This is a genomic window from Salmonella sp. SAL04196 (assembly GCF_046550835.1).
Classification (GTDB): Bacteria; Pseudomonadota; Gammaproteobacteria; order Enterobacterales; family Enterobacteriaceae; genus Salmonella; species Salmonella enterica.
In genome coordinates this window covers 504,967-527,199 of sequence record NZ_JBGDXE010000002.1, presented here as the reverse complement: position 1 = coordinate 527,199, position 22,233 = coordinate 504,967, and the positions used below count along the sequence as shown (strand labels likewise).

General features: G+C 52.3%; 21 protein-coding genes and 3 tRNA genes. 14 read left to right on the top strand and 10 right to left on the bottom strand.

The window, feature by feature from the left end:
- Positions 1-272 precede the first annotated feature (272 nt).
- Positions 273-722: an L-alanine exporter AlaE gene (gene alaE, locus ACLJPE_RS12100; protein WP_000492669.1), complete on the top strand. Its 450-nt coding sequence runs from the start codon at positions 273-275 to the stop codon at positions 720-722.
- A gap of 34 nt (positions 723-756) precedes the next feature.
- Here alaE and ACLJPE_RS12095 read toward each other — a convergent pair whose 3' ends face one another.
- On the bottom strand, positions 757-1,107 hold the full coding sequence (locus tag ACLJPE_RS12095; protein WP_000281304.1) for a DUF2002 family protein: 351 nt from the start codon (positions 1,105-1,107) through the stop codon (positions 757-759).
- Between the two features lie 161 nt (positions 1,108-1,268).
- Between ACLJPE_RS12095 and ACLJPE_RS12090 the strand changes: the two genes are divergently transcribed.
- A complete protein-coding gene (locus ACLJPE_RS12090) occupies positions 1,269-1,595 on the top strand; it encodes a DUF883 domain-containing protein (protein ID WP_001519557.1) in 327 nt (108 codons plus the stop codon).
- A gap of 83 nt (positions 1,596-1,678) precedes the next feature.
- Here ACLJPE_RS12090 and ACLJPE_RS12085 read toward each other — a convergent pair whose 3' ends face one another.
- Positions 1,679-3,013 (bottom strand): PLP-dependent aminotransferase family protein, encoded by a 1,335-nt coding sequence (locus tag ACLJPE_RS12085; RefSeq protein ID WP_001528710.1) that lies wholly within the window; start codon positions 3,011-3,013, stop codon positions 1,679-1,681.
- A gap of 88 nt (positions 3,014-3,101) precedes the next feature.
- On the opposite strand from ACLJPE_RS12085, the gene ACLJPE_RS12080 reads away from it, so the two are divergent.
- The 12 genes from ACLJPE_RS12080 (at position 3,102) to emrB (ending at position 16,453) form a co-directional block, all read left to right on the top strand.
- Positions 3,102-3,533 carry a carboxymuconolactone decarboxylase family protein gene (locus ACLJPE_RS12080; RefSeq protein ID WP_000209807.1) on the top strand — a complete coding sequence of 144 codons (432 nt, stop codon included), beginning with the start codon at positions 3,102-3,104 and terminating at the stop codon, positions 3,531-3,533.
- 271 nt (positions 3,534-3,804) lie between these two features.
- Positions 3,805-4,050: a glutaredoxin-like protein NrdH gene (gene nrdH, locus ACLJPE_RS12075; RefSeq protein WP_000028870.1), complete on the top strand. Its 246-nt coding sequence runs from the start codon at positions 3,805-3,807 to the stop codon at positions 4,048-4,050.
- Positions 4,047-4,457: a class Ib ribonucleoside-diphosphate reductase assembly flavoprotein NrdI gene (gene nrdI / locus ACLJPE_RS12070; protein ID WP_039512715.1), complete on the top strand. Its 411-nt coding sequence runs from the start codon at positions 4,047-4,049 to the stop codon at positions 4,455-4,457. Before nrdH ends, nrdI begins: the two co-directional genes overlap by 4 nt.
- Positions 4,457-6,574: a class 1b ribonucleoside-diphosphate reductase subunit alpha gene (gene nrdE / locus ACLJPE_RS12065; RefSeq protein ID WP_371245649.1), complete on the top strand. Its 2,118-nt coding sequence runs from the start codon at positions 4,457-4,459 to the stop codon at positions 6,572-6,574. The genes nrdI and nrdE overlap by 1 nt, the downstream gene beginning before the upstream one ends.
- Before the next feature lie 10 nt (positions 6,575-6,584).
- Positions 6,585-7,544 carry a class 1b ribonucleoside-diphosphate reductase subunit beta gene (gene nrdF, locus ACLJPE_RS12060; RefSeq protein WP_000777903.1) on the top strand — a complete coding sequence of 320 codons (960 nt, stop codon included), beginning with the start codon at positions 6,585-6,587 and terminating at the stop codon, positions 7,542-7,544.
- Positions 7,545-7,898: 354 nt separating this feature from the next.
- The gene (proV, locus tag ACLJPE_RS12055) at positions 7,899-9,101 is read left to right on the top strand and encodes a glycine betaine/L-proline ABC transporter ATP-binding protein ProV (protein WP_000985529.1); all 1,203 of its coding nucleotides are present in this window, start codon (positions 7,899-7,901) and stop codon (positions 9,099-9,101) included.
- Positions 9,094-10,158 carry a glycine betaine/L-proline ABC transporter permease ProW gene (gene proW / locus ACLJPE_RS12050; RefSeq protein WP_000775021.1) on the top strand — a complete coding sequence of 355 codons (1,065 nt, stop codon included), beginning with the start codon at positions 9,094-9,096 and terminating at the stop codon, positions 10,156-10,158. The genes proV and proW overlap by 8 nt, the downstream gene beginning before the upstream one ends.
- A gap of 69 nt (positions 10,159-10,227) precedes the next feature.
- Positions 10,228-11,223 carry a glycine betaine/L-proline ABC transporter substrate-binding protein ProX gene (gene proX / locus ACLJPE_RS12045; protein WP_001216613.1) on the top strand — a complete coding sequence of 332 codons (996 nt, stop codon included), beginning with the start codon at positions 10,228-10,230 and terminating at the stop codon, positions 11,221-11,223.
- A 164-nt stretch (positions 11,224-11,387) separates the two neighbouring features.
- Entirely contained in the window at positions 11,388-12,572 is a 1,185-nt protein-coding gene (locus ACLJPE_RS12040; protein ID WP_039512720.1) for an MFS transporter, read from the top strand.
- Positions 12,573-13,068: 496 nt separating this feature from the next.
- On the top strand, positions 13,069-13,599 hold the full coding sequence (gene mprA / locus ACLJPE_RS12035; RefSeq protein WP_000378431.1) for a transcriptional repressor MprA: 531 nt from the start codon (positions 13,069-13,071) through the stop codon (positions 13,597-13,599).
- 126 nt (positions 13,600-13,725) lie between these two features.
- Positions 13,726-14,898 (top strand): multidrug efflux MFS transporter periplasmic adaptor subunit EmrA, encoded by a 1,173-nt coding sequence (emrA, locus tag ACLJPE_RS12030; protein WP_001275602.1) that lies wholly within the window; start codon positions 13,726-13,728, stop codon positions 14,896-14,898.
- A 16-nt stretch (positions 14,899-14,914) separates the two neighbouring features.
- On the top strand, positions 14,915-16,453 hold the full coding sequence (gene emrB / locus ACLJPE_RS12025) for a multidrug efflux MFS transporter permease subunit EmrB (protein ID WP_001187297.1): 1,539 nt from the start codon (positions 14,915-14,917) through the stop codon (positions 16,451-16,453).
- 48 nt (positions 16,454-16,501) lie between these two features.
- Here the strand turns inward: emrB and ACLJPE_RS12020 are convergent, their stop codons facing one another.
- The 8 genes from ACLJPE_RS12020 to ACLJPE_RS11985 form a co-directional block, all read right to left on the bottom strand.
- The gene (locus ACLJPE_RS12020) at positions 16,502-17,872 is read right to left on the bottom strand and encodes a carbohydrate porin (RefSeq protein WP_000645133.1); all 1,371 of its coding nucleotides are present in this window, start codon (positions 17,870-17,872) and stop codon (positions 16,502-16,504) included.
- A gap of 345 nt (positions 17,873-18,217) precedes the next feature.
- Positions 18,218-18,733 (bottom strand): S-ribosylhomocysteine lyase, encoded by a 516-nt coding sequence (gene luxS / locus ACLJPE_RS12015; RefSeq protein WP_001130194.1) that lies wholly within the window; start codon positions 18,731-18,733, stop codon positions 18,218-18,220.
- A 149-nt stretch (positions 18,734-18,882) separates the two neighbouring features.
- Positions 18,883-20,439: a glutamate--cysteine ligase gene (gene gshA, locus ACLJPE_RS12010; protein ID WP_000611821.1), complete on the bottom strand. Its 1,557-nt coding sequence runs from the start codon at positions 20,437-20,439 to the stop codon at positions 18,883-18,885.
- A gap of 76 nt (positions 20,440-20,515) precedes the next feature.
- A complete protein-coding gene (locus ACLJPE_RS12005) occupies positions 20,516-20,941 on the bottom strand; it encodes a YqaA family protein (protein WP_001279499.1) in 426 nt (141 codons plus the stop codon).
- Positions 20,938-21,504 (bottom strand): fructose-1-phosphate/6-phosphogluconate phosphatase, encoded by a 567-nt coding sequence (gene yqaB / locus ACLJPE_RS12000; RefSeq protein ID WP_000271296.1) that lies wholly within the window; start codon positions 21,502-21,504, stop codon positions 20,938-20,940. Before yqaB ends, ACLJPE_RS12005 begins: the two co-directional genes overlap by 4 nt.
- Positions 21,505-21,739: 235 nt before the next feature.
- Positions 21,740-21,816: transfer RNA gene (locus ACLJPE_RS11995), tRNA-Arg, on the bottom strand.
- A 196-nt stretch (positions 21,817-22,012) separates the two neighbouring features.
- Positions 22,013-22,089, bottom strand: a tRNA-Arg gene (locus ACLJPE_RS11990).
- Positions 22,090-22,151: 62 nt separating this feature from the next.
- Positions 22,152-22,228, bottom strand: a tRNA-Arg gene (locus tag ACLJPE_RS11985).
- Between the last annotated feature and the right edge of the window lie 5 nt (positions 22,229-22,233).

Genomic DNA, 22,233 nt, shown 5'->3' with positions numbered 1-22,233 from the left:
ATTTGGAATGTGGCTGAAAATCGCCAGAAAAACAATGCATTATAATGCATTGATTTAAAAGTAATTAATGACTAACAACAACGAAAATCTCGCCGCGAGCAAAAAACACACAATCGTAGAGTATTTTATCGACAAAAAGCCTATAAATAAAAATATTACACTAGTTGATAGTTATTATATAGGGATATACTCTATGCAAAGACAAAAGTGCTTTATGATTTCACTACCAACCATCACTTCATTCTGATCGATACGCTACAAGGAGCATTAACATGTTCTCTCCACAGTCACGCTTGCGTCATGCCGTAGCAGACACGTTTGCGATGGTTGTTTACTGTTCTGTTGTGAACATGTTGATCGAGATATTCCTCTCCGGAATGAGCTTTGAGCAGTCGCTTTCTTCCAGGCTGGTGGCGATACCTGTCAACATTTTGATTGCATGGCCATACGGCGTTTACCGCGATCTGATTATGCGCGTCGCGCGTAAGGCAAGCCCGGCGGGATGGGCCAAAAACCTGGCGGATGTATTGGCTTATGTCACCTTTCAGTCACCCGTTTATATTATCATCTTACTGACCGTCGGCGCCGGCTGGCATCAGATAGTGGCCGCCGTGAGTTCAAACATTGTTGTTTCAATGTTAATGGGCGCGGTTTATGGCTACTTCCTGGATTATTGTCGTCGCCTGTTTAAAGTGAGCAGCTATCATCAGGCTAAGGCATAAGTTAACGTCGCGACTGGCATTGCCAGTCGCGCTTTTAGTCGCTTTTTTCGTCGCCAAAAAGCCCGTTCAGATAACGTTCTAACGCTATTCGGGAGCTAAAGCCGTGGGGAATACCGTAATGTTCGTGGGTCTCGCCGCCTAAATAGAGCGGAAAATTTTGGTAGTGATCGCAGGTTTTAATATCCGAAGCCGGGTCAGCCAGTGATGAGCTACGGTCTTTTAATCTGGGGTGAATGATCAGCGCGGTACGCCCCATACGCGCCTCGCGGTTAACATAAACATAATTCTCGCCGCGTCGATAACCATACGTCTTATTCGTCACCACATCGACGGTAAACCCTGCCTTTTCCAGTACCCGCGCCACCTCGTCAGGTCGTAAATACATATTTTATCCTCATTCTCTTTTACTGCGGGCTTACCTTACCCGATAGCGCGTTATCAACGCTTTCAGAAAAGTCCAGAAACGCATGATATCGCCGTAACAAGCCTCAGCAGGTAAAAATATGAACTACACTGAAAGCTACATCGAAATCAATGGAGGATCATATGCTTAACAAACCGAACCGAAACGACGTCGATGATGGTGTTCAGGATATTCAGAATGATGTCAATCGATTAGCCGACAGTCTGGAAGATGTCCTTAAATCCTGGGGAAGCGATGCGAAAGACGAAGCCGAGGCTGCGCGACGTAAAGCACAGGCGTTGTTGAAAGAGACCCGGGCGCGGATGCAGGGTCGTACTCGCGTAAAACAAGCCGCCTGTGATGCGATGGGGTGCGCGGATACGTTTGTGCGTGAAAAACCCTGGTGTAGCGTAGGAACCGCCGCAGCGGTAGGGATTTTTATCGGGGCGCTGCTCAGCCTGCGTCGCTAACGACGTGCGCTGCCGGATGGCGACATACTTTATTGGGCCTGCATCATTGCCGCAGGCCCAGGTCGCGCCATTCGGCGAAACGGTTACTGTATCGCCTGTCGCAGCTGCCATGCGACCTGTTTCGCCATGCCAGCGGAAGTAATATTGGTAAACGACAGTAAAATGCCCCCCTTTCCTGATGAAACCACTCGCCAACGGCTTAGCGCCTGTACCGCCAGTCCGGCCTGATTCGCTTTCGCTACCTGCGCTTTATCATCGCCTTCAACCTCAATAACCAATTGAATACCGCCTTTCTGTAATGTCACAACAAATCCCTGTTCTGCCAGCGCCTCTTCAATCCATAACCGTCGCTGAGCATAATGTTGACGCATCTTTTTCAGATGTCGCCAGAAATGGCCATCACGGATAAAATCAGCCAACGTGTGCTGCCATAACAACGGTACGCTACAGGGCATCAGCGACGCCTGCTGGCGGAAATGCTCAATCTGCTTTATCGGCACCACCAGCCAGGCGGTACGTAATGCCGGAAAGAGCGACTTACTGAACGTTCCGGCGTAAATCACTCGCTGCGGGGCATCCAGACTCTTGAGCGGCGGAAGCGGTTTACCGTGATAACGAAATTCGCTGTCGTAGTCATCTTCAATAATCCAGGCCTGCACATTCGCCGCCCATGCCAGAAGTTGCCGTCGGCGAGTTAACGACAGCGCCACCCCCAACGGACTTTGGTGGGCGGGCGTCACCAATGCAAAGCGTCCCTGCGGGCAATCCCGCATCCCCGCCGTGACATTCAGCCCATCGGCATCGACCGGAATCGGCGCCAGCGTAATCCCCTCCTGCGTTATCACCGGGCGAATTAACGGAAAGCCGGGATCTTCCACCCACATGCTGTCTCCCGGCACAGACAATGTACGCAGGATCAGCCGCATAGAATCCGCATATCCGGAGGTAATAAATACCTGTTCCGGCAGGCATTCAATGCTACGCGAAACCCGCAGGTAATCGACTATCGCCTGGCGCAAAATCGCCTCGCCGCAGACGTCGCCTAATGCCAGATCGAAGCGCGTCTGCGTGCGCAACCGACGCCCCATCACTCGCGCCCACTTCTCGCGCGGAAAGAGATCCAGCGCCGGTAACCCCATCTGAAAAGGTTTCGGTTCCGGACTTTCTCCGGCAAAAACAGCGGGTATCGGCGGCGCCGTCTCAAACCGTAGAGCGTTGCTCACAAACGTGCCTGCCTGGCCACGTCGCTCCAGCCAGCCCTGCGCCACCAGCTCGCCATAGGCATTTTCCACCGTGGCGCGAGAAACGCCCAGTTCCTGCGCCCACGTCCGACTGGACGGCAAACGCGTTCCGGGCGCGAGTTCTCCTTGCTCAATGGCCGTTTTTAACTGACGAGCAATGTGTTGATAGCGCGGCATATGGTCTGCTTTTTCTGTAAAAATATGGCTCTCTTTTACAGACCATTATAGTGCTACAGTGCTCGTCATCAACACGAGGAGAAACATGATGACGACGTTACGCCAACCCTATTATGAACTGAGCCCGGAGGTTTACAGCGCTCTGGTGCAGGCGAAAAACGCGCTGGAAAAGAGCACGCTTGACCTCACTCTGATGGAGCTGATTTACCTGCGTGTTTCGCAAATAAATGGCTGTGCATTTTGCCTGGAGATGCACAGCAAAGCGCTGCGTAAGGCTGGCGTAAATCAAGCTAAATTAGATGCGCTGGCAGGATGGCGGGTAAGCCACCATTTCAGCGAGCAAGAGTGCGCGGCGTTAGCCTGGGCGGAATCGGTGACGCACATTGCTGAAACCCACGCCGAAGATAATGTTTACCTGCCGCTGCTCGATCATTTCAGCGCGCGTGAAATCAGCGATCTGACCTTCGCCATCGGTTTAATGAACTGCTTTAACCGTCTGGCGATCGGTATGCGAATGTGACGCATTGTTGCCGGATGGCGCTGATGTCAGCCAACTCTGTTATGCGTGAACCTGCAGGCCGGATCGGGTGTTCACGCCGCCATCCGGCAAAAATTAGCCATGCCGCCCCTACCCCGCTGCGTTCATCAGCGACGTTAAAACCAATCGAAAATTCCCATATCTTGTATGGTTGAATCTTAATTCAACTACATCTAGTATTTCCTGTATCAACATCCGACAATCCGACGCGTTTCATCGCGCCGTTTTCTCATTTTAAATGGAAATACGAATCATGAGCATTACTATTTACACTCGCAATAACTGTGTTCAGTGCCACGCCACAAAGCGGGCGATGGAAAGCCGTGGATTTGAATTTGAGATGGTGAACGTCGATCTGGTGCCGGATGCAGCGGATACGCTCCGGGCGCAAGGATTTCGTCAATTACCGGTGGTGATGGCGGGCGATTTGAGCTGGTCTGGCTTCCGCCCGGACATGATTAACCGTCTGCACCCGACACCCCACGCGGCAAACGCATGAGCGCGCTCGTCTACTTCTCCAGTAGCTCTGAAAATACGCACCGTTTTATGCAGCGTCTGGGGCTGTCTGCCACGCGTATTCCGCTCAATGAACGGGAGCGAATTCAGGTAGACGAACCGTACATTCTGGTTGTGCCGTCATACGGCGGCGGCGGGATGGCCGGTGCGGTGCCGCGACAGGTGATCCGCTTTTTAAATGATGAACACAACCGGGCGCGCATTCGCGGTGTTATCGCCTCCGGTAATCGCAATTTCGGCGATGCCTGGGGATGCGCTGGCGATGTGATAGCACAAAAATGCGGCGTTCCCTGGCTGTACCGCTTTGAGCTCATGGGCACACAACGCGACATCGATAACGTCCGAAAAGGAGTAAATGAATTTTGGCAACAACTATCCCGGAGCGCGTAATGCAGGAAACCATGGATTACCACGCCCTGAACGCGATGCTGAATCTTTATGATAAAGCAGGCCATATTCAGTTCGACAAGGACCAGCAGGCGATCGACGCCTTCTTTGCCGCCCACGTCCGCCCGCATTCCGTGACGTTTGCCAGCCAGCATGAACGTCTGGAGACGCTGGTTCGGGAAGGGTATTACGATGACGCTGTCCTCGCGCGTTACGACCGCGCCTTCGTCCTCCGCCTGTTCGAGCACGCCCACGCCAGCGGCTTTCGCTTCCAGACGTTTCTTGGCGCCTGGAAGTTCTATACCAGTTACACGCTGAAAACCTTCGACGGCAAACGTTATCTGGAACACTTTGAAGATCGGGTGACAATGGTGGCGTTGACGCTGGCGCAGGGTGACGAAACGCTGGCCACCCAACTGACCGATGAAATGCTTTCTGGTCGCTTTCAGCCTGCTACCCCGACTTTTTTAAATTGCGGTAAACAGCAGCGTGGGGAACTGGTCTCCTGCTTCCTGCTCCGTATCGAAGACAATATGGAGTCGATCGGGCGAGCGGTGAATTCGGCGCTGCAACTCTCCAAACGCGGCGGCGGCGTCGCGTTTTTACTCTCCAATCTGCGCGAGGCGGGCGCGCCGATCAAACGCATTGAGAATCAGTCTTCCGGCGTGATCCCGGTGATGAAAATGCTGGAAGACGCATTTTCGTATGCCAACCAGCTTGGCGCGCGTCAGGGGGCCGGCGCGGTTTATCTCCATGCGCACCACCCGGATATTCTGCGTTTTCTGGATACCAAACGGGAAAATGCTGACGAAAAAATCCGGATCAAAACGCTCTCTCTCGGCGTGGTGATCCCGGATATCACCTTCCGGCTGGCGAAAGAAAACGCGCAAATGGCGCTCTTTTCGCCCTATGACGTACAACGACGCTACGGCAAACCGTTTGGCGATATCGCCATTAGCGAACGGTACGATGAATTAATTGCCGATCCGCACGTGCGTAAAACCTATATTAACGCCCGTGACTTTTTTCAAACACTGGCGGAGATTCAGTTCGAATCCGGGTATCCCTACATCATGTTTGAAGATACGGTAAACCGCGCGAATCCCATTGCTGGTCGCATTAATATGAGCAACCTGTGCTCGGAAATTTTACAGGTCAATAGCGCCTCCCGTTACGACGATAACCTTGACTATACCCACATCGGGCATGACATCTCCTGCAATCTCGGCTCGCTGAATATCGCTCACGTCATGGATTCACCGGACATTGGCCGTACCGTAGAAACCGCTATTCGCGGCCTGACGGCGGTGTCTGACATGAGCCATATACGCAGCGTGCCCTCAATAGCCACCGGTAATGCCGCCTCTCATGCCATCGGTCTGGGCCAGATGAATCTGCATGGCTATCTGGCGAGAGAAGGCATTGCCTACGGTTCGCCGGAGGCGTTGGATTTCACCAATCTCTATTTTTACACCATTACCTGGCATGCCGTGCATACTTCAATGCGGCTGGCCCGCGAACGCGGCAAAACCTTCGCCGGATTTGCGCAGTCGCGCTATGCCAGCGGCGACTATTTTACGCAGTATTTACAGGACGACTGGCAACCGAAAACAGCGAAAGTCAGGGCGCTATTTGCCCGCAGCGGCATTACGCTGCCCACACGAGAAATGTGGCTAAAGCTGCGCGACGATGTGATGCGCTATGGCATCTATAACCAAAATTTGCAGGCGGTGCCGCCGACCGGTTCGATTTCTTACATTAATCATGCGACCTCCAGCATTCATCCGATTGTGGCCAAAATTGAGATTCGCAAAGAGGGCAAAACCGGGCGTGTGTATTACCCCGCGCCGTTTATGACCAATGAAAATCTGGACATGTATCAGGATGCTTACGATATCGGTCCGGAAAAAATTATTGATACCTATGCCGAGGCCACGCGCCACGTCGATCAAGGGCTGTCGCTCACCCTGTTTTTCCCCGATACCGCCACGACCCGCGATATCAACAAGGCGCAGATCTATGCCTGGCGAAAAGGTATTAAGTCACTGTATTACATCCGGCTTCGCCAGTTGGCGCTGGAAGGTACTGAAATTGAAGGCTGCGTATCCTGCGCGCTATAAGGAAAGCCATATGAAATTATCTCGTATTAGCGCCATCAACTGGAACAAGATCCAGGACGACAAAGATCTGGAGGTGTGGAACCGGCTGACCAGTAACTTCTGGCTGCCGGAAAAAGTGCCGTTATCGAATGATATTCCGGCCTGGCAGACGCTGAGCGCCGCCGAACAGCAGCTCACCATTCGCGTGTTTACGGGTCTTACGCTGCTTGACACTATCCAGAACATCGCAGGCGCGCCGTCGTTAATGGCAGATGCCATCACGCCGCATGAAGAGGCAGTACTGTCGAACATCAGCTTTATGGAAGCGGTACACGCCCGCTCTTACAGTTCTATTTTTTCCACGCTGTGCCAGACAAAAGAGGTTGATGCCGCCTACGCCTGGAGCGAAGAAAACCCGCCGCTACAGCGTAAGGCGCAGATTATTTTGGCTCATTACGTCAGCGATGAACCGCTAAAGAAAAAGATTGCCAGCGTCTTTTTAGAGTCTTTTCTGTTCTATTCCGGCTTCTGGCTACCGATGTATTTCTCCAGCCGCGGTAAGCTCACGAACACTGCCGACCTGATTCGTTTAATCATTCGCGATGAAGCGGTTCACGGTTATTATATTGGCTATAAGTATCAGATAGCGCTACAAAAACTATCGGCAATCGAGCGTGAAGAGTTAAAGCTTTTCGCGCTGGATTTGTTAATGGAACTGTACGACAACGAAATCCGCTACACAGAAGCATTATATGCGGAAACCGGCTGGGTTAACGACGTCAAAGCCTTCTTGTGCTACAACGCCAATAAAGCCTTAATGAACCTGGGTTATGAGGCGTTATTTCCGCCGGAGATGGCAGACGTGAATCCCGCAATCCTTGCCGCGCTCTCGCCGAATGCCGACGAAAACCATGATTTCTTTTCCGGCTCAGGTTCATCTTATGTGATGGGGAAAACAGTCGAAACCGAAGACGAAGACTGGAATTTTTAACCTTACGGGCATGGGAAATAACGTTACATTCCCCATGCCTTTATTTCAAGCAATAGCGGGTTAAATCGCGCAAATATTACAACATGTCCTACACTCAATACGAGTGAGATTATTCACCTGGATTCCCCCAATTCAGGTGGATTTTTGCTGGTTGTCCCAAAAAATATCTCTCCCTCTCCATTCGCGTTCAGCCCTTATATCATGGGAAATCACAGCCGATAGAACCTCGCAATATTCATGCCAGAAGCAAATTCAGGGTTGTCTCAGATTCTGAGTATGTTAGGGTAGAAAAAGGTAACTATTTCTATCAGGTAACATATCGACATAAGTAAATAACAGGAATCATTCTATTGCATGGCAATTAAATTAGAAGTGAAGAATCTGTATAAAATATTTGGAGAGCATCCGCAGCGTGCCTTCAAATATATTGAAAAGGGACTATCGAAAGAGCAAATACTGGAAAAAACGGGGCTATCGCTTGGCGTTAAAGACGCCAGTCTGGCCATTGAAGAAGGCGAGATATTTGTCATCATGGGATTATCCGGCTCGGGTAAATCCACAATGGTACGCCTTCTCAATCGCCTGATTGAACCCACCCGCGGGCAGGTACTGATTGACGGTGTTGATATTGCCAAAATATCAGACGCTGAGCTTCGCGAGGTGCGCAGGAAAAAGATTGCGATGGTCTTCCAGTCATTTGCGCTCATGCCGCATATGACCGTGCTGGATAATACGGCATTCGGTATGGAATTAGCGGGCATCGCGGCGCAAGAGCGTCGCGAAAAAGCGCTGGACGCCTTGCGTCAGGTAGGGCTTGAGAATTACGCTCACGCCTACCCGGATGAACTTTCCGGTGGGATGCGTCAGCGTGTTGGGCTTGCCCGCGCGCTGGCAATCAACCCTGATATCTTATTAATGGATGAAGCATTTTCCGCCCTCGATCCATTAATTCGTACCGAAATGCAGGATGAGCTGGTGAAATTACAGGCGAAACATCAGCGCACCATTGTCTTTATTTCCCACGATCTTGATGAGGCTATGCGTATTGGCGACAGGATTGCCATCATGCAAAATGGCGAGGTCGTACAGGTTGGTACGCCGGATGAGATCCTGAATAATCCGGCAAATGATTATGTCCGCACGTTCTTCCGTGGCGTGGATATTAGTCAGGTCTTTAGCGCCAAAGATATTGCCCGTCGCAGTCCGGTCGGATTAATTCGTAAAACGCCAGGTTTTGGTCCCCGTTCGGCACTGAAATTATTACAGGATGAAGACCGTGAATATGGTTACGTCATTGAGCGTGGCAATAAATTCGTGGGCGTCGTGTCCATCGACTCATTAAAAGCGGCATTAAGCCAGGCGCAAGGGATTGAAGCGGCGCTTATCGACGACCCTTTAGTCGTTGATGCGCAAACCCCACTCAGCGAGTTGCTCTCTCACGTCGGCCAGGCGCCCTGCGCGGTGCCGGTTGTCGATGAAGAACACCAGTATGTTGGCATTATTTCAAAACGTATGTTGCTACAGGCTTTAGATCGCGAGGGGGGTAACAATGGCTGATCAAACGAATCCGTGGGATACCGCACAGGTGGCCGATACTACGACGCAAACGGCTGATGCCTGGGGAACACCGGCAGGCGTAGCCACGGACGGCGGCAGTACCGACTGGTTGAACAGCGCGCCCGCGCCAGCCCCTGAACACTTTTCTCTTCTGGACCCGTTCCATAAGACGCTGATCCCGCTGGATAGCTGGGTCACAGAGGGAATCGACTGGGTCGTCACCCATTTCCGTCCCCTTTTTCAGGGGATTCGTGTGCCGGTGGATTACATTCTTAACGGCTTTCAGCAACTGCTGCTGGGAATGCCCGCCCCTGTGGCGATTATTCTCTTTGCGCTGATTGCCTGGCAGGTTTCCGGCGTGGGCATGGGGATCGCAACGCTGATATCGCTGATCGCGATCGGCGCGATCGGTGCCTGGTCGCAGGCGATGATTACCCTGGCGCTGGTGTTGACCGCCCTGTTGTTCTGCGTCGTGATCGGATTACCGATGGGAATCTGGCTGGCGCGCAGCCCGCGCGCAGCCAAAATAGTTCGTCCGCTGCTGGATGCGATGCAGACCACGCCCGCGTTTGTCTATCTGGTGCCGATTGTCATGTTATTCGGCATCGGTAACGTGCCGGGCGTGGTGGTGACGATTATTTTTGCTCTACCGCCGATTATACGCCTGACGATCCTGGGCATTAACCAGGTGCCTGCCGACTTAATTGAAGCGTCGCGCTCGTTCGGCGCCAGCCCGCGCCAAATGTTGTTCAAAGTGCAACTACCGCTGGCGATGCCCACCATTATGGCAGGCGTTAATCAGACGCTGATGCTGGCTCTCTCAATGGTCGTCATCGCCTCGATGATTGCGGTCGGCGGGCTTGGCCAGATGGTATTACGCGGCATTGGTCGTCTTGATATGGGGCTGGCAACCGTGGGCGGCGTCGGCATTGTGATTCTCGCCATCATTCTGGACCGTCTGACGCAGGCCGTCGGGCGCGACTCGCGTAGCCGCGGTAACCGTCGCTGGTATACCACCGGTCCTGTTGGGCTAATCACCCGCCCTTTCGTTAAGTAACTCTCCTGACGCCCGGTGACATTGCGCTTACCGGGCTTACAACTCCCTACCATAATTAAAGGAACAACGATGCGACATACTGTGATATTTGCCTCAGCGTTTGCCACCCTTGTCACCGCCAGCGCTTTCGCTGCCGACCTGCCTGGCAAAGGCATTACCGTCCAACCAATCCAAAGCACGATTTCTGAAGAGTCCTTCCAGACGTTACTGGTCAGCCGGGCGCTGGAAAAGTTGGGTTATACCGTAAATAAGCCGAGTGAAGTCGATTACAACGTAGGCTATACCTCCATCGCCTCTGGCGATGCGACGTTTACCGCCGTGAACTGGCAGCCGCTGCATGATGATATGTATGCCGCAGCAGGCGGAGACAAAAAGTTTTACCGCGAGGGTGTCTTCGTCTCCGGCGCTGCGCAGGGCTATCTGATCGATAAAAAAACCGCCGAGCAGTACAACATCACCAATATCGCTCAGCTAAAAGATCCGAAAATCGCCAAAATCTTCGATACCAATGGCGACGGAAAAGCGGACATGATGGGCTGCTCGCCGGGCTGGGGCTGCGAAGCCGTGATCAATCACCAGAATAAAGCGTTTGATCTGCAAAAAACCGTTGAGGTCAGCCACGGTAACTATGCGGCGATGATGGCTGATACCATTACCCGTTTTAAAGAAGGCAAGCCGGTGCTGTATTACACCTGGACCCCGTACTGGGTGAGCGACGTAATGAAGCCGGGTAAAGATGTCGTCTGGCTACAGGTGCCGTTCTCCTCCCTGCCGGGCGAACAGAAAAATATTGATACTAAACTGCCGAACGGCGCGAACTATGGGTTCCCGGTTAATACCATGCATATTGTCGCCAATAAGGCATGGGCGGAGAAAAACCCGGCGGCGGCGAAACTGTTCGCCATCATGAAGCTGCCGCTGGCGGATATCAACGCGCAGAACGCCATGATGCATGCCGGTAAATCGTCTGAAGCCGATGTTCAGGGCCATGTGGACGGCTGGATCAACGCCCACCAGCAGCAGTTTGACGGCTGGGTGAAAGAAGCGCTGGCCGCGCAGAAATAAGATCGTTTTTTATGCCGGATAAGGCGCAGTTCATGCGCTGCTATCCGGCCAACGCAATCTCTCCTCAAAGCGCACGATTCATCACGTCACCGTTCCCCTTTATTCATCAACATCCGCTATGATTGTTTTCCCAGGAAATAATTATCTGAATCACGATTACCATCATGACGAAACCCACTCATGGGCTTAGCCCGGCGCTGATCGTTTTAATGTCTGTGGCCACGGGTCTGGCGGTCGCCAGCAACTACTACGCCCAGCCGCTGCTTGATACCATCGCGCATCACTTTTCGCTTTCCGCCAGCTCCGCAGGGTTTATCGTTACCGCCGCGCAGTTGGGCTATGCCGCTGGCCTGTTGTTTCTGGTGCCGCTTGGCGACATGTTTGAACGCCGAACGCTGATTGTCTCCATGACGTTGCTGGCGGCTGGCGGAATGCTAATCACCGCCAGCAGTCAGTCGCTTAGCATGATGATACTCGGAACGGCCTTAACCGGACTGTTCTCCGTGGTGGCGCAGATTCTGGTTCCGCTGGCCGCCACGCTTGCGACGCCCGTCACCCGCGGTAAAGTGGTCGGCACCATTATGAGCGGCCTGTTGCTGGGGATCCTGCTGGCGCGAACGGTCGCCGGACTGCTGGCAAACCTCGGCGGTTGGCGCACCGTATTTTGGGTAGCGTCGGCGCTGATGGCGCTGATGGCCGTCGCGTTATGGCGCGGACTGCCAAAGCTCAAATCCGACACCCATCTTAACTACCCGCAACTGTTGGGTTCTGTATTCAGCCTGTTTATTCACGATAAGCTGCTGCGTACCCGCGCAATGCTGGGCTGCCTGACCTTTGCTAATTTCAGCATCCTCTGGACGTCAATGGCCTTTTTGCTCGCCGCGCCGCCGTTTAGCTATTCCGAGGGGATGATTGGCCTGTTTGGCCTGGCGGGGGCCGCCGGTGCTTTAGGCGCGCGTCCGGCGGGCGGATTTGCCGATAAAGGTAAATCTCACCTCACCACCACGTTCGGCTTACTGCTGCTGTTACTCTCCTGGCTGGCTATCTGGCTTGGGCACACCTCGGTACTGGCGCTGATTATTGGCATTCTGGTACTGGACCTCACCGTTCAGGGGGTACATATCACCAATCAGACGGTCATCTATCGTTTGCATCCGGATGCGCGTAACCGGCTCACCGCCGGCTATATGACCAGCTACTTTATCGGTGGCGCCGCAGGGTCGCTGATTTCCGCCTCCGCCTGGCAACATGCCGGCTGGGCCGGCGTTTGTCTGGCGGGTGTCACGGTAGCCTTACTTAATTTACTGGTCTGGTGGCGAGGTTTTCACCGACAGGAAGCCGTAAATTAAGCGGATAGTGAGCGTTTACCTTTGTTTAAGCTCCTTAGGGTGTTAAGGAGCTCCCCAGTCTGTTAAGGTTATGCTATTCATTTATCATGGTTATTTTTATACCGGTGAAGAATAATATAATTCTATGGAAAGCCCTGCATCCCCATCTGCTCCCAGGCCAATAGCGCCCGTTCAAGGATTCGAAGGTCGTTCACCGATAGCTATCCGTGATATTCCGGTGGCTTTTGCATCGGGTTGTAAGGCCGTTTACCCGGCTTTCGCCCCTCCCGCTTATCGTTCTCTCCTGATTTTTTCATGCAGGCACTCACGCTTTTCTCGTCATTCCTGGATTTGCCGCAGGCGGCGCTTTACCGGGCCCAATGCTCCCGTTGACGTCTCAGTCTGCGTATCATTGGTTGCTTTATAGCCTGAAAGAATGATTTTGTATTAATAATACATTTACTTTATTTGTCACTGTCGTTACTATATCGGCTGAAATTAATGAGGTCATGCCCAAATGGATAGTTCGTTTACGCCCATTGAACAAATGCTAAAATTTCGCGCCAGCCGTCACGAAGACTTTCCTTATCAGGAAATTCTTTTGACTCGTCTTTGTATGCACATGCAAGGCAAGCTCCTGGAAAACCGCAATAAGATGCTGAAGGCTCAAGGGATTAACGAGACGTTGTTTATGGCGTTGATTACGCTGGAGTCTCAGGAAAACCACAGTATTCAGCCGTCTGAATTAAGCTGCGCGCTGGGTTCATCTCGCACCAATGCGACACGCATTGCAGATGAGCTGGAAAAACGCGGCTGGATTGAGCGTCGTGAGAGCGATAACGACCGCCGTTGCCTGCATCTGCAATTAACGGAGAAAGGCCAGGCATTTTTGCAAGAAGTGCTTCCGCCTCAGCATCATTGTCTGCATCAACTCTGGTCATCACTTAGCACTGCCGAAAAAGATCAACTTGAGCACATCACTCGTAAACTCCTGACGCGTCTTGATCAAATGGAGCAGGAAGGCACTGTTCTTGAGGCGCTGCGCTAAAGCGCCGACCCGCTCAAAAATCCAGATTAATAACAGGAAAGCGGACAGGCCGGCACGCGTTACTGCTGGCCTTTCTGACAACAGGTCGGCTCAGCCGATGTGAATAATAAGATCGTGGAGAACAACATGAGCGCAAATGCGGAGATCCAAACCCCGCAGCAACCGGCTAAGAAGAAAGGCAAACGCAAAACAGCGCTGCTACTTCTTACCTTGCTCTTTGTTATTATTGCCGTGGCATATGGAATTTATTGGTTTTTAGTATTGCGTCATATTGAAGAGACAGATGATGCTTACGTGGCAGGGAACCAGGTTCAAATCATGGCGCAGGTGTCAGGCAGCGTGACGAAAGTCTGGGCTGATAACACCGACTTTGTAAAAGAGGGCGATGTTCTGGTCACGCTCGATCAGACTGACGCCAAACAAGCGTTTGAAAAAGCCAAAACGGCGCTGGCCTCCAGCGTGCGTCAGACGCACCAGTTGATGATTAACAGCAAGCAGTTGCAGGCGAATATCGACGTGCAAAAAACCGCCCTGGCGCAAGCGCAAAGCGACCTTAACCGTCGTGTGCCGCTGGGTAACGCCAATCTTATTGGCCGTGAAGAGTTGCAACACGCCCGCGATGCCGTCGCCAGCGCGCAGGCACAGCTGGATGTTGCCATTCAACAGTACAATGCCAACCAGGCAATGATACTCAACAGTAATCTGGAAGATCAGCCTGCGGTTCAACAAGCGGCGACCGAAGTGCGTAACGCCTGGCTGGCGCTGGAGCGTACTCGCATCGTCAGCCCAATGACTGGTTATGTCTCCCGCCGCGCCGTCCAGCCTGGCGCGCAAATCAGCCCCACCACGCCGCTGATGGCTGTGGTGCCTGCAACCGATCTGTGGGTGGACGCTAACTTTAAAGAAACCCAATTAGCGAATATGCGCATTGGGCAGCCAGTGACGATTATTACTGACATTTATGGCGACGACGTAAAATACACCGGTAAAGTCGTCGGTCTGGATATGGGGACAGGCAGCGCCTTCTCCCTGCTGCCCGCGCAAAATGCGACGGGTAACTGGATTAAAGTGGTTCAACGTCTGCCGGTACGCGTCGAACTGGACGCCCGCCAGTTAGAACAACATCCGCTGCGCATTGGTTTATCGACGCTGGTCACCGTGGATACCGCTAATCGCGACGGTCAGGTACTGGCCAGCCAGGTACGAACGACGCCGGTTGCCGAAAGTAACGCACGCGAAATTAATCTCGCGCCGGTCAATAAACTGATCGACGACATCGTACAGGCTAACGCGGGTTAATCCTGAGGTGCGTGTGATGCAACAGCAAAAACCGCTGGAGGGCGCGCAGCTCGTCATCATGACGATCGCGCTGTCGCTGGCGACATTCATGCAGGTGCTGGACTCCACCATTGCCAACGTGGCGATTCCGACCATCGCCGGGAACCTGGGTTCTTCCCTAAGCCAGGGGACATGGGTTATCACCTCTTTCGGGGTGGCGAACGCTATCTCGATTCCCTTAACCGGCTGGCTGGCGAAACGTTTTGGCGAAGTCAAACTGTTCATGTGGTCGACGGTCGCCTTTGCCGCGGCCTCCTGGGCCTGTGGCGTATCCAGCAGCCTGAATATGCTGATCTTCTTCCGCGTGGTGCAGGGCGTGGTCGCCGGGCCGCTGATTCCGCTCTCGCAAAGCCTGTTGCTGAATAACTATCCGCCTGCAAAGCGCTCCATTGCGCTGGCGCTCTGGTCAATGACCGTCATTGTCGCGCCGATTTGCGGCCCGATTCTGGGGGGCTATATCAGTGATAATTACCACTGGGGATGGATTTTCTTCATCAACGTGCCGATTGGCATCGCCGTCGTCCTGATGACGTTACACACGCTGCGCGGGCGTGAAACGCATACCGAACGGCGACGTATTGACGCCGTCGGGCTGGCGTTACTGGTGATTGGCATCGGCAGCCTGCAAATTATGCTCGACCGCGGTAAAGAACTGGACTGGTTCTCCTCGCAGGAAATTATCATCCTGACCGTGGTCGCCGTCATCGCCATCAGTTTCCTGATCGTCTGGGAACTGACCGACGATCACCCTATCGTCGATCTTTCTCTTTTTAAATCGCGTAACTTCACTATTGGCTGCTTGTGCATCAGCCTTGCCTATATGCTCTATTTCGGCGCCATTGTTCTACTGCCGCAGCTTTTGCAAGAGGTGTACGGCTATACCGCAACGTGGGCAGGTCTGGCGTCGGCGCCAGTCGGTATTATTCCGGTAATTTTGTCGCCGATTATCGGACGCTTCGCGCATAAACTGGATATGCGCAGGCTGGTCACGTTCAGCTTCATTATGTACGCCGTCTGTTTTTACTGGCGCGCCTGGACGTTCGAACCGGGTATGGATTTCGGCGCTTCCGCATGGCCGCAGTTTATTCAGGGATTTGCCGTCGCCTGCTTCTTTATGCCGCTGACCACCATTACGCTCTCCGGGTTACCGCCCGAACGGCTGGCGGCGGCATCAAGCCTGTCGAACTTCACGCGAACGCTGGCGGGCTCCATCGGCACCTCGATTACCACCACTATGTGGACCGATCGTGAGTCGCTACACCATGCGCAGCTCACCGAGTCGATTACGGCGTATAATCCAAACGCTCAGGCTATGTACGATAAACTGGAAGGCTTAGGGATGACGCACCAACAGGCGTCAGGCTGGATAGCCCAGCAAATCACGAATCAGGGGCTGATTATTTCCGCCAACGAAATCTTCTGGATGTCGGCGGGGATCTTCCTGGTGCTGCTCGGCCTGGTGTGGTTCGCCAAACCGCCCTTCGGTGCGGGCGGCGGCGGTGGCGGCGCGCACTAACTATCTGATAAAAGGGATCTGCGGATCCCTTTTTTAGTAGACCAACAATCAGAAGAAATATTTGAATCTCAGACGCCCGCCGTAACGCGCATCTTCACTGTTATCGCCATTATTCGGATTGGCCTCTACCCATGAAGCATAGGCACCGAGGTAGATGTTAAAGTTTTTCATATCCATCACGTTGGGGAATAAATATGAGGCATGAATAGTGTGAATATCATAATTGCCGGGATCGGTGATCCAGCAATCGTCCTCACAAACGGCATCGATATTGGTAGCATTGAAGGCTTCGATTTTGTTATGCGCATAGATATAACCCAGTTCAAATCGATGCCACAGCGCATTCACCCCAGCGGTAAAATCTGTCTCATCGGTCGCATCCATATAGGCGGTATTCAGGTTAATCACTGCGCCATCTTCCGGGTCAGTTTTTTGACCATTCCAGGTCATGGTAAAACCATAGCCCGTACGATCTGACTGATCGATCCACTTCCCATTCTCATAATAGCCATAGGCGTTGTTAACGACGTTACTTTCCATCGCTATCGCCGTTGAAAAACGCCCGTTTTGCCAGGCGATAACCGGACGGACGTAAGCCACGTTTTTATCGTTGCTTAAATCCATTCCATGGTACTGCTTCTCGGTATATAACGTACTGCCATTTTCCAGCAATGTGTTAACTTCGAAATACCAGTTGTCGATGGTTTTACTCAGCAGGAAGTTACCCCCACTGTCGCTACGTCCCCGTCCTTCTTTCATCATATAGATATAGCCGTAACCGTCACTGTAAAGATCGTTCGCTGTATTCCCCGAATATTCAATAAACGTATCCTGATTCAGCGGGAACATATCGTAGGCTTCAAAACGACCAACCTTAATTTTCCAGTCATTCTCACGACCAAAGAAGAAAACGGCATCATCAAGGTTCATTTTTCCGGTCAGGTCCGCCAGAGGCTGTACAGAGAATCCGGCAAAATTACCGTTGTCCAGCCGCTGGTAGCCATCAAAGCCCAGCAACAGGCGTCCGTTAATATCCCAGCGTTCATTGGTTCCTGATGCCCAATCTTTATTCGCTGACGTTCTCATCGAGGTCAGGCTACCGGAACGGCTTGCCGCATCCATATTAAATTCGACATCGCCATAGAACTTAATATCGCTGAATCCGGATAAGGTCAGCTTCGGCGGCGTTTTATCTGCTGCAATGGGCTCGGCGGACTGGACATTCACCGTCGGCGTAGCGGCGACCTGCTGCTGTTTCAGCGAGCGAATTTGCGCCTCGGCATCGGATGCCCGTTTTTCAGCATTAACAACACGTTGCTCCAGTTCAGCCAGACGCTGCTCAATAGTGATATTATTCGCTGCCCAAAGGTTATGAGAAAAGCAAGCACCGATCATCAGCGCCAAATATTTAGCCTTCATTTTTTATCCCTTAAGTTTGATGTATACCAGATAAGATTTGCTAAAAACCCCATCGACCGGCTATTAGTAGAGTCTTGTTATTACCTGGATATCTGGCGCATTCCATTATGTTTTTCTATTAATTATTTATGATTTTTAGTTTATGTGATCAATACACTCTGGCATCGTGAGTTATCCGCCTTTTCTGTTTGCCAGATCACATTTTATTATTTAACAGGCCAGGCATTACTTAATTTAAAACGTATTCTCGCCGCAAATATAATAAACGCAAATTATATTAAGCAATAAAAAATCCCGGCCATAAACCGGGGTTAATTTAAATACTGGAACCGCTTACCAATAAGACTAAATATGCAGTTCCTGCAGTTTTTCTTTCGGTAGCGCCAGCTCTTTATTGCTGTTCACGCGTACATCACGCTCCAGAATATGACGGGCAATGTCCTGCGCTTCACTGAGCGAGTGCATCTGATACGTACCGCACTGGTAAACGTTCAGCTCCGGGATCTGGTTTTGATCCTGCACTTTCAGCACATCCGCCATCGCCGCTTTCCACGCGTCGGCAACACGCTGCTCGTCCGGCGTGCCAATCAGGCTCATGTAGAAACCGGTACGGCAGCCCATCGGCGAGATATCGATAATCTCAACGCCGTTACCGTTGAGGTGGTCGCGCATAAAGCCAGCAAACAGATGCTCAAGCGTATGAATCCCTTTTTCCGGCATCACTTCTTTGTTCGGAATGCAAAAACGCAGATCAAACACGGTGATTGCGTCGCCATGCGGGGTGTTCATCGTTTTTGCAACCCGGACCGCCGGCGCTTGCATCCGGGTATGATCGACTGCGAAGCTATCTAATAATGGCATTTAGTCACCTCCGATAATTTTTTAAAAATAAACTGAACTCTTTGTTCCGGGGCGAGTCTGAGTATATGAAAGACGCGCATTTGTTATCATCATCCCTGTTTTCAGCGATGAAATTTTGGCCACTCCGTGAGTGGCCTTTTTCTTTTGGGTCAGGCGTGTTTCGCAAGCCACGCGGCAAACGGCTCGGTATCCGCCGCCTCAATCTCCTGCTGACGACGTACTGAAGCGTCACGTTCAGCAATAAACTCTTCTTCCTGTAAAATCTCCAGCGGCTCTTCGCGTAACAGATTACGGTAAGCCTCACCGAACGCTTTCCCGGTGCCGCCAATGCCTTCATCAATCATAGACCGTAGGATCCGGGCGGAGAATGTCAGTTCAGGATTATCAAAGCAGGCGACCAACTCATCACACACCTTTTGATACTCCTCTCCCCCGTGGATACTGTCCAGCGTTTGCGCCACGCGTTTCAGATCGCGGAAGAGATCTTTCCCTACTTTGGGCAGCGGGAACTGCGCAGTTTCACAGCCAATGCCTAACGTCAGGCCCGGCTTACGCCCTTCCAGAATAACGCGATTCCAGTTTGTACGCGTACATAACAGCTCATCGCTACTCATTTCCGGCGCATCGGCCAATACGCACCAGACCATAAACAGATCGAGGAAGCGCACCTGTTGCTCGTCTACGCCGATCGGTGAGAACGGGTTAATATCGAGAGAACGAACTTCAATATACTCAATACCACCACGCAGAAGCGCGTCAGAAGGCGATTCGCCGCTGCGCGTCACGCGCTTGGGACGAATGGGCGCGTACAGCTCATTTTCAATTTGCAGAACGTTGCTGTTAATCTGTAGCCGCTTACCGTCTTTTTCCACACCAATCCGCGCGTACTCCTCGGAAGGGGTTTTAATCGCGCGCTTCAGACCTGCCACATACTCATGCAAATCGTTAAACGTAATTCCGAGATTGCTTTGCGACTTATTGGTATAACCCAAATCGCTCAGACGTAGCGACGTCGCGTACGGCAGGTAGTACATGCCGCAGTCCGTTTTTTCAAACGGTAATGTGGTTGGCTTTCCTTGCAGGAAAGAGGAACAAATGGCCGGAGACGCGCCAAACAGATAGGGGATGACCCAGCCAAAACGGTAATAGTTGCGAATCAGACGAAAATAGCCGGCAGAAATTTTTTCTTTTGCCGCTTCGCCTTCCGTAACGCCGCATTTCGCCTGCCAGAACGCCATCGGTAATGAAAAATTGTAATGTACGCCGGAGATGGTTTGCATCAAGGCGCCATAACGATTTTTCAGCCCTTCGCGATAGAGCGTCTTAAAGCGCCCGGTATTTGATGTGCCGTACTGCGCCAGCTCTATGTCCTGCCCTTCCGCAATATAGCAGGGCATACTTAATGGCCACATCCGCTCATCGCCCAGTTTCCTGGCCGTATACCGATGGAGATCGCGCATAAAAGTGAGCATATGCTGGATATCGCCATCGACTGGCGTAATAAACTCCAGCAGGGCTTCCGCAAAATCCGTGGTAATCCATTTATGGGTCAGCGCTGAACCTAACGCTTCAGGATGACCTGTTGTCGCCAGCGTGCCATCAGCATTGACACGCAGCGTTTCGCGCTCTAACCCGCGCTGTATCCCCTTTAACGCCTGAGGATGTTTTTCCAGCCAGGCCAGAGCCTGTGATACGTCCGGGATCAAATTGACCTCCCGCCTGTCCAAATCGTTTTAATAAGCATAACTGTAATGGCGGCCATACATGCCAAACCTACAATTATTACCACCACATCATGCCCTGAACCGTCGCCGCTGCGAGCGCAACATAGCGCAGCGCCTTACCAAGACACAAAAAAAAGATCGTCCGCCCCCACGGGATGCGCATCCATCCCGCTAACAGGCACAACAAATCACCGATGACCGGCATCCAGCTTAATAATAGTGTGGCTGCGCCATAACGCTTTAGCCAGCCAGTCGCTTTTTCCTGCCAGCGCGACGTTTTGCGCAGCGGAAAGAAACGCCCAAGAATAACGTTAGTTACCCCTCCAAGGCTATTACCCATTGTTGCTGTTAAGACTAAGACCCAGGGATGACTGACGCCGGAGACCAGCATAGCAACCAAAACCACCTCAGAATTACCGGGTAACAGCGTTGCGCTGAGAAAACTACTGGCAAACAGAGACAGGAGCGACAGTCCGTCACTCACAATAGTCGAACATCCACGGCATCCATTCCCGCCGCCCGCGCCGCCTGTAAACCAAAATCGGCATCTTCAAATACCACGCACTGCGTCGGCATGACGCCCATCCGCTGGGCGCACAGTAGGAAGGTGTCAGGCGCGGGTTTGTGATGCTGTACGTGATCTGCCGCCACAACCGCATCAAAATAACGACGCAGCCCCAGATGCGCTAACAAGGCTTCCGCGATAGCGCTTTCGCTACCGGTACCGACCGACATGGGGCGCCGCCCATGCCACGCTTTAACCACCTCAACCAGCGGCAGTGGTTCTACGCAGTCCAGCAGGATGCTTTTTACCGCGTCGGTTTTCTCACGCGCCAGTGACAGGGGATCAAGATCGGCATGGTTAAGCTCAATGATTGACTGGGCGATAAGCCAGGTTGGCGAACCGTTAAGCGCGACCATTGCCTGTTCATCAAAACGAAGACCATAGCGCCCCAAAACCTCACGCCACGCTTTGCGATGCGTGGGTTCGGTATCCAGGAGAGTACCGTCCATATCAAAAATCAAACCAGCATAACGTGCGTACATCGTGTTCTCGCAAACCGAATAACCAGACAGTACTTTATCGCAATTGGTTGATTTTGTCGCTAATAGAGATGAAGAGGTATATTCAGGATAAGGGGAAAAGCGATTGCAGGGCAGTGACGTATCCGGGAGGATTATTCGCCTTATGGGCCGTTGCTGACGCAACGTTATCCTTCTGATGCCAGCGGTGATTACCGCTATCTTATCTGCATCTTCATCGCTGAAAGTATGAAGAATATGGTGCATCCGGGAGGATTCGAACCTCCGACCGCTCGGTTCGTAGCCGAGTACTCTATCCAGCTGAGCTACGGATGCATTGGGAAACTTGCTTTACTGCTGATATTGATACCGCGGTGAAAGCCGTATCAATTAAGAGATGGTGCATCCGGGAGGATTACTCGCCTTACGGCTCGCCCTTCGGGCCGTTGCTGACGCAACGTTATCCTTCCTGGTGCCAGCGGTGATTACCGCTATCTTATCCGTATCTTCATCACTGAAAGTACGGAGAATATGGTGCATCCGGGAGGATTCGAACCTCCGACCGCTCGGTTCGTAGCCGAGTACTCTATCCAGCTGAGCTACGGATGCATCGGAAAACTTGCTTTACTGCCGATATTGATACCGCGGTGAAAGCCGTATCAAGTAAGAGATGGTGCATCCGGGAGGATTCGAACCTCCGACCGCTCGGTTCGTAGCCGAGTACTCTATCCAGCTGAGCTACGGATGCATCGG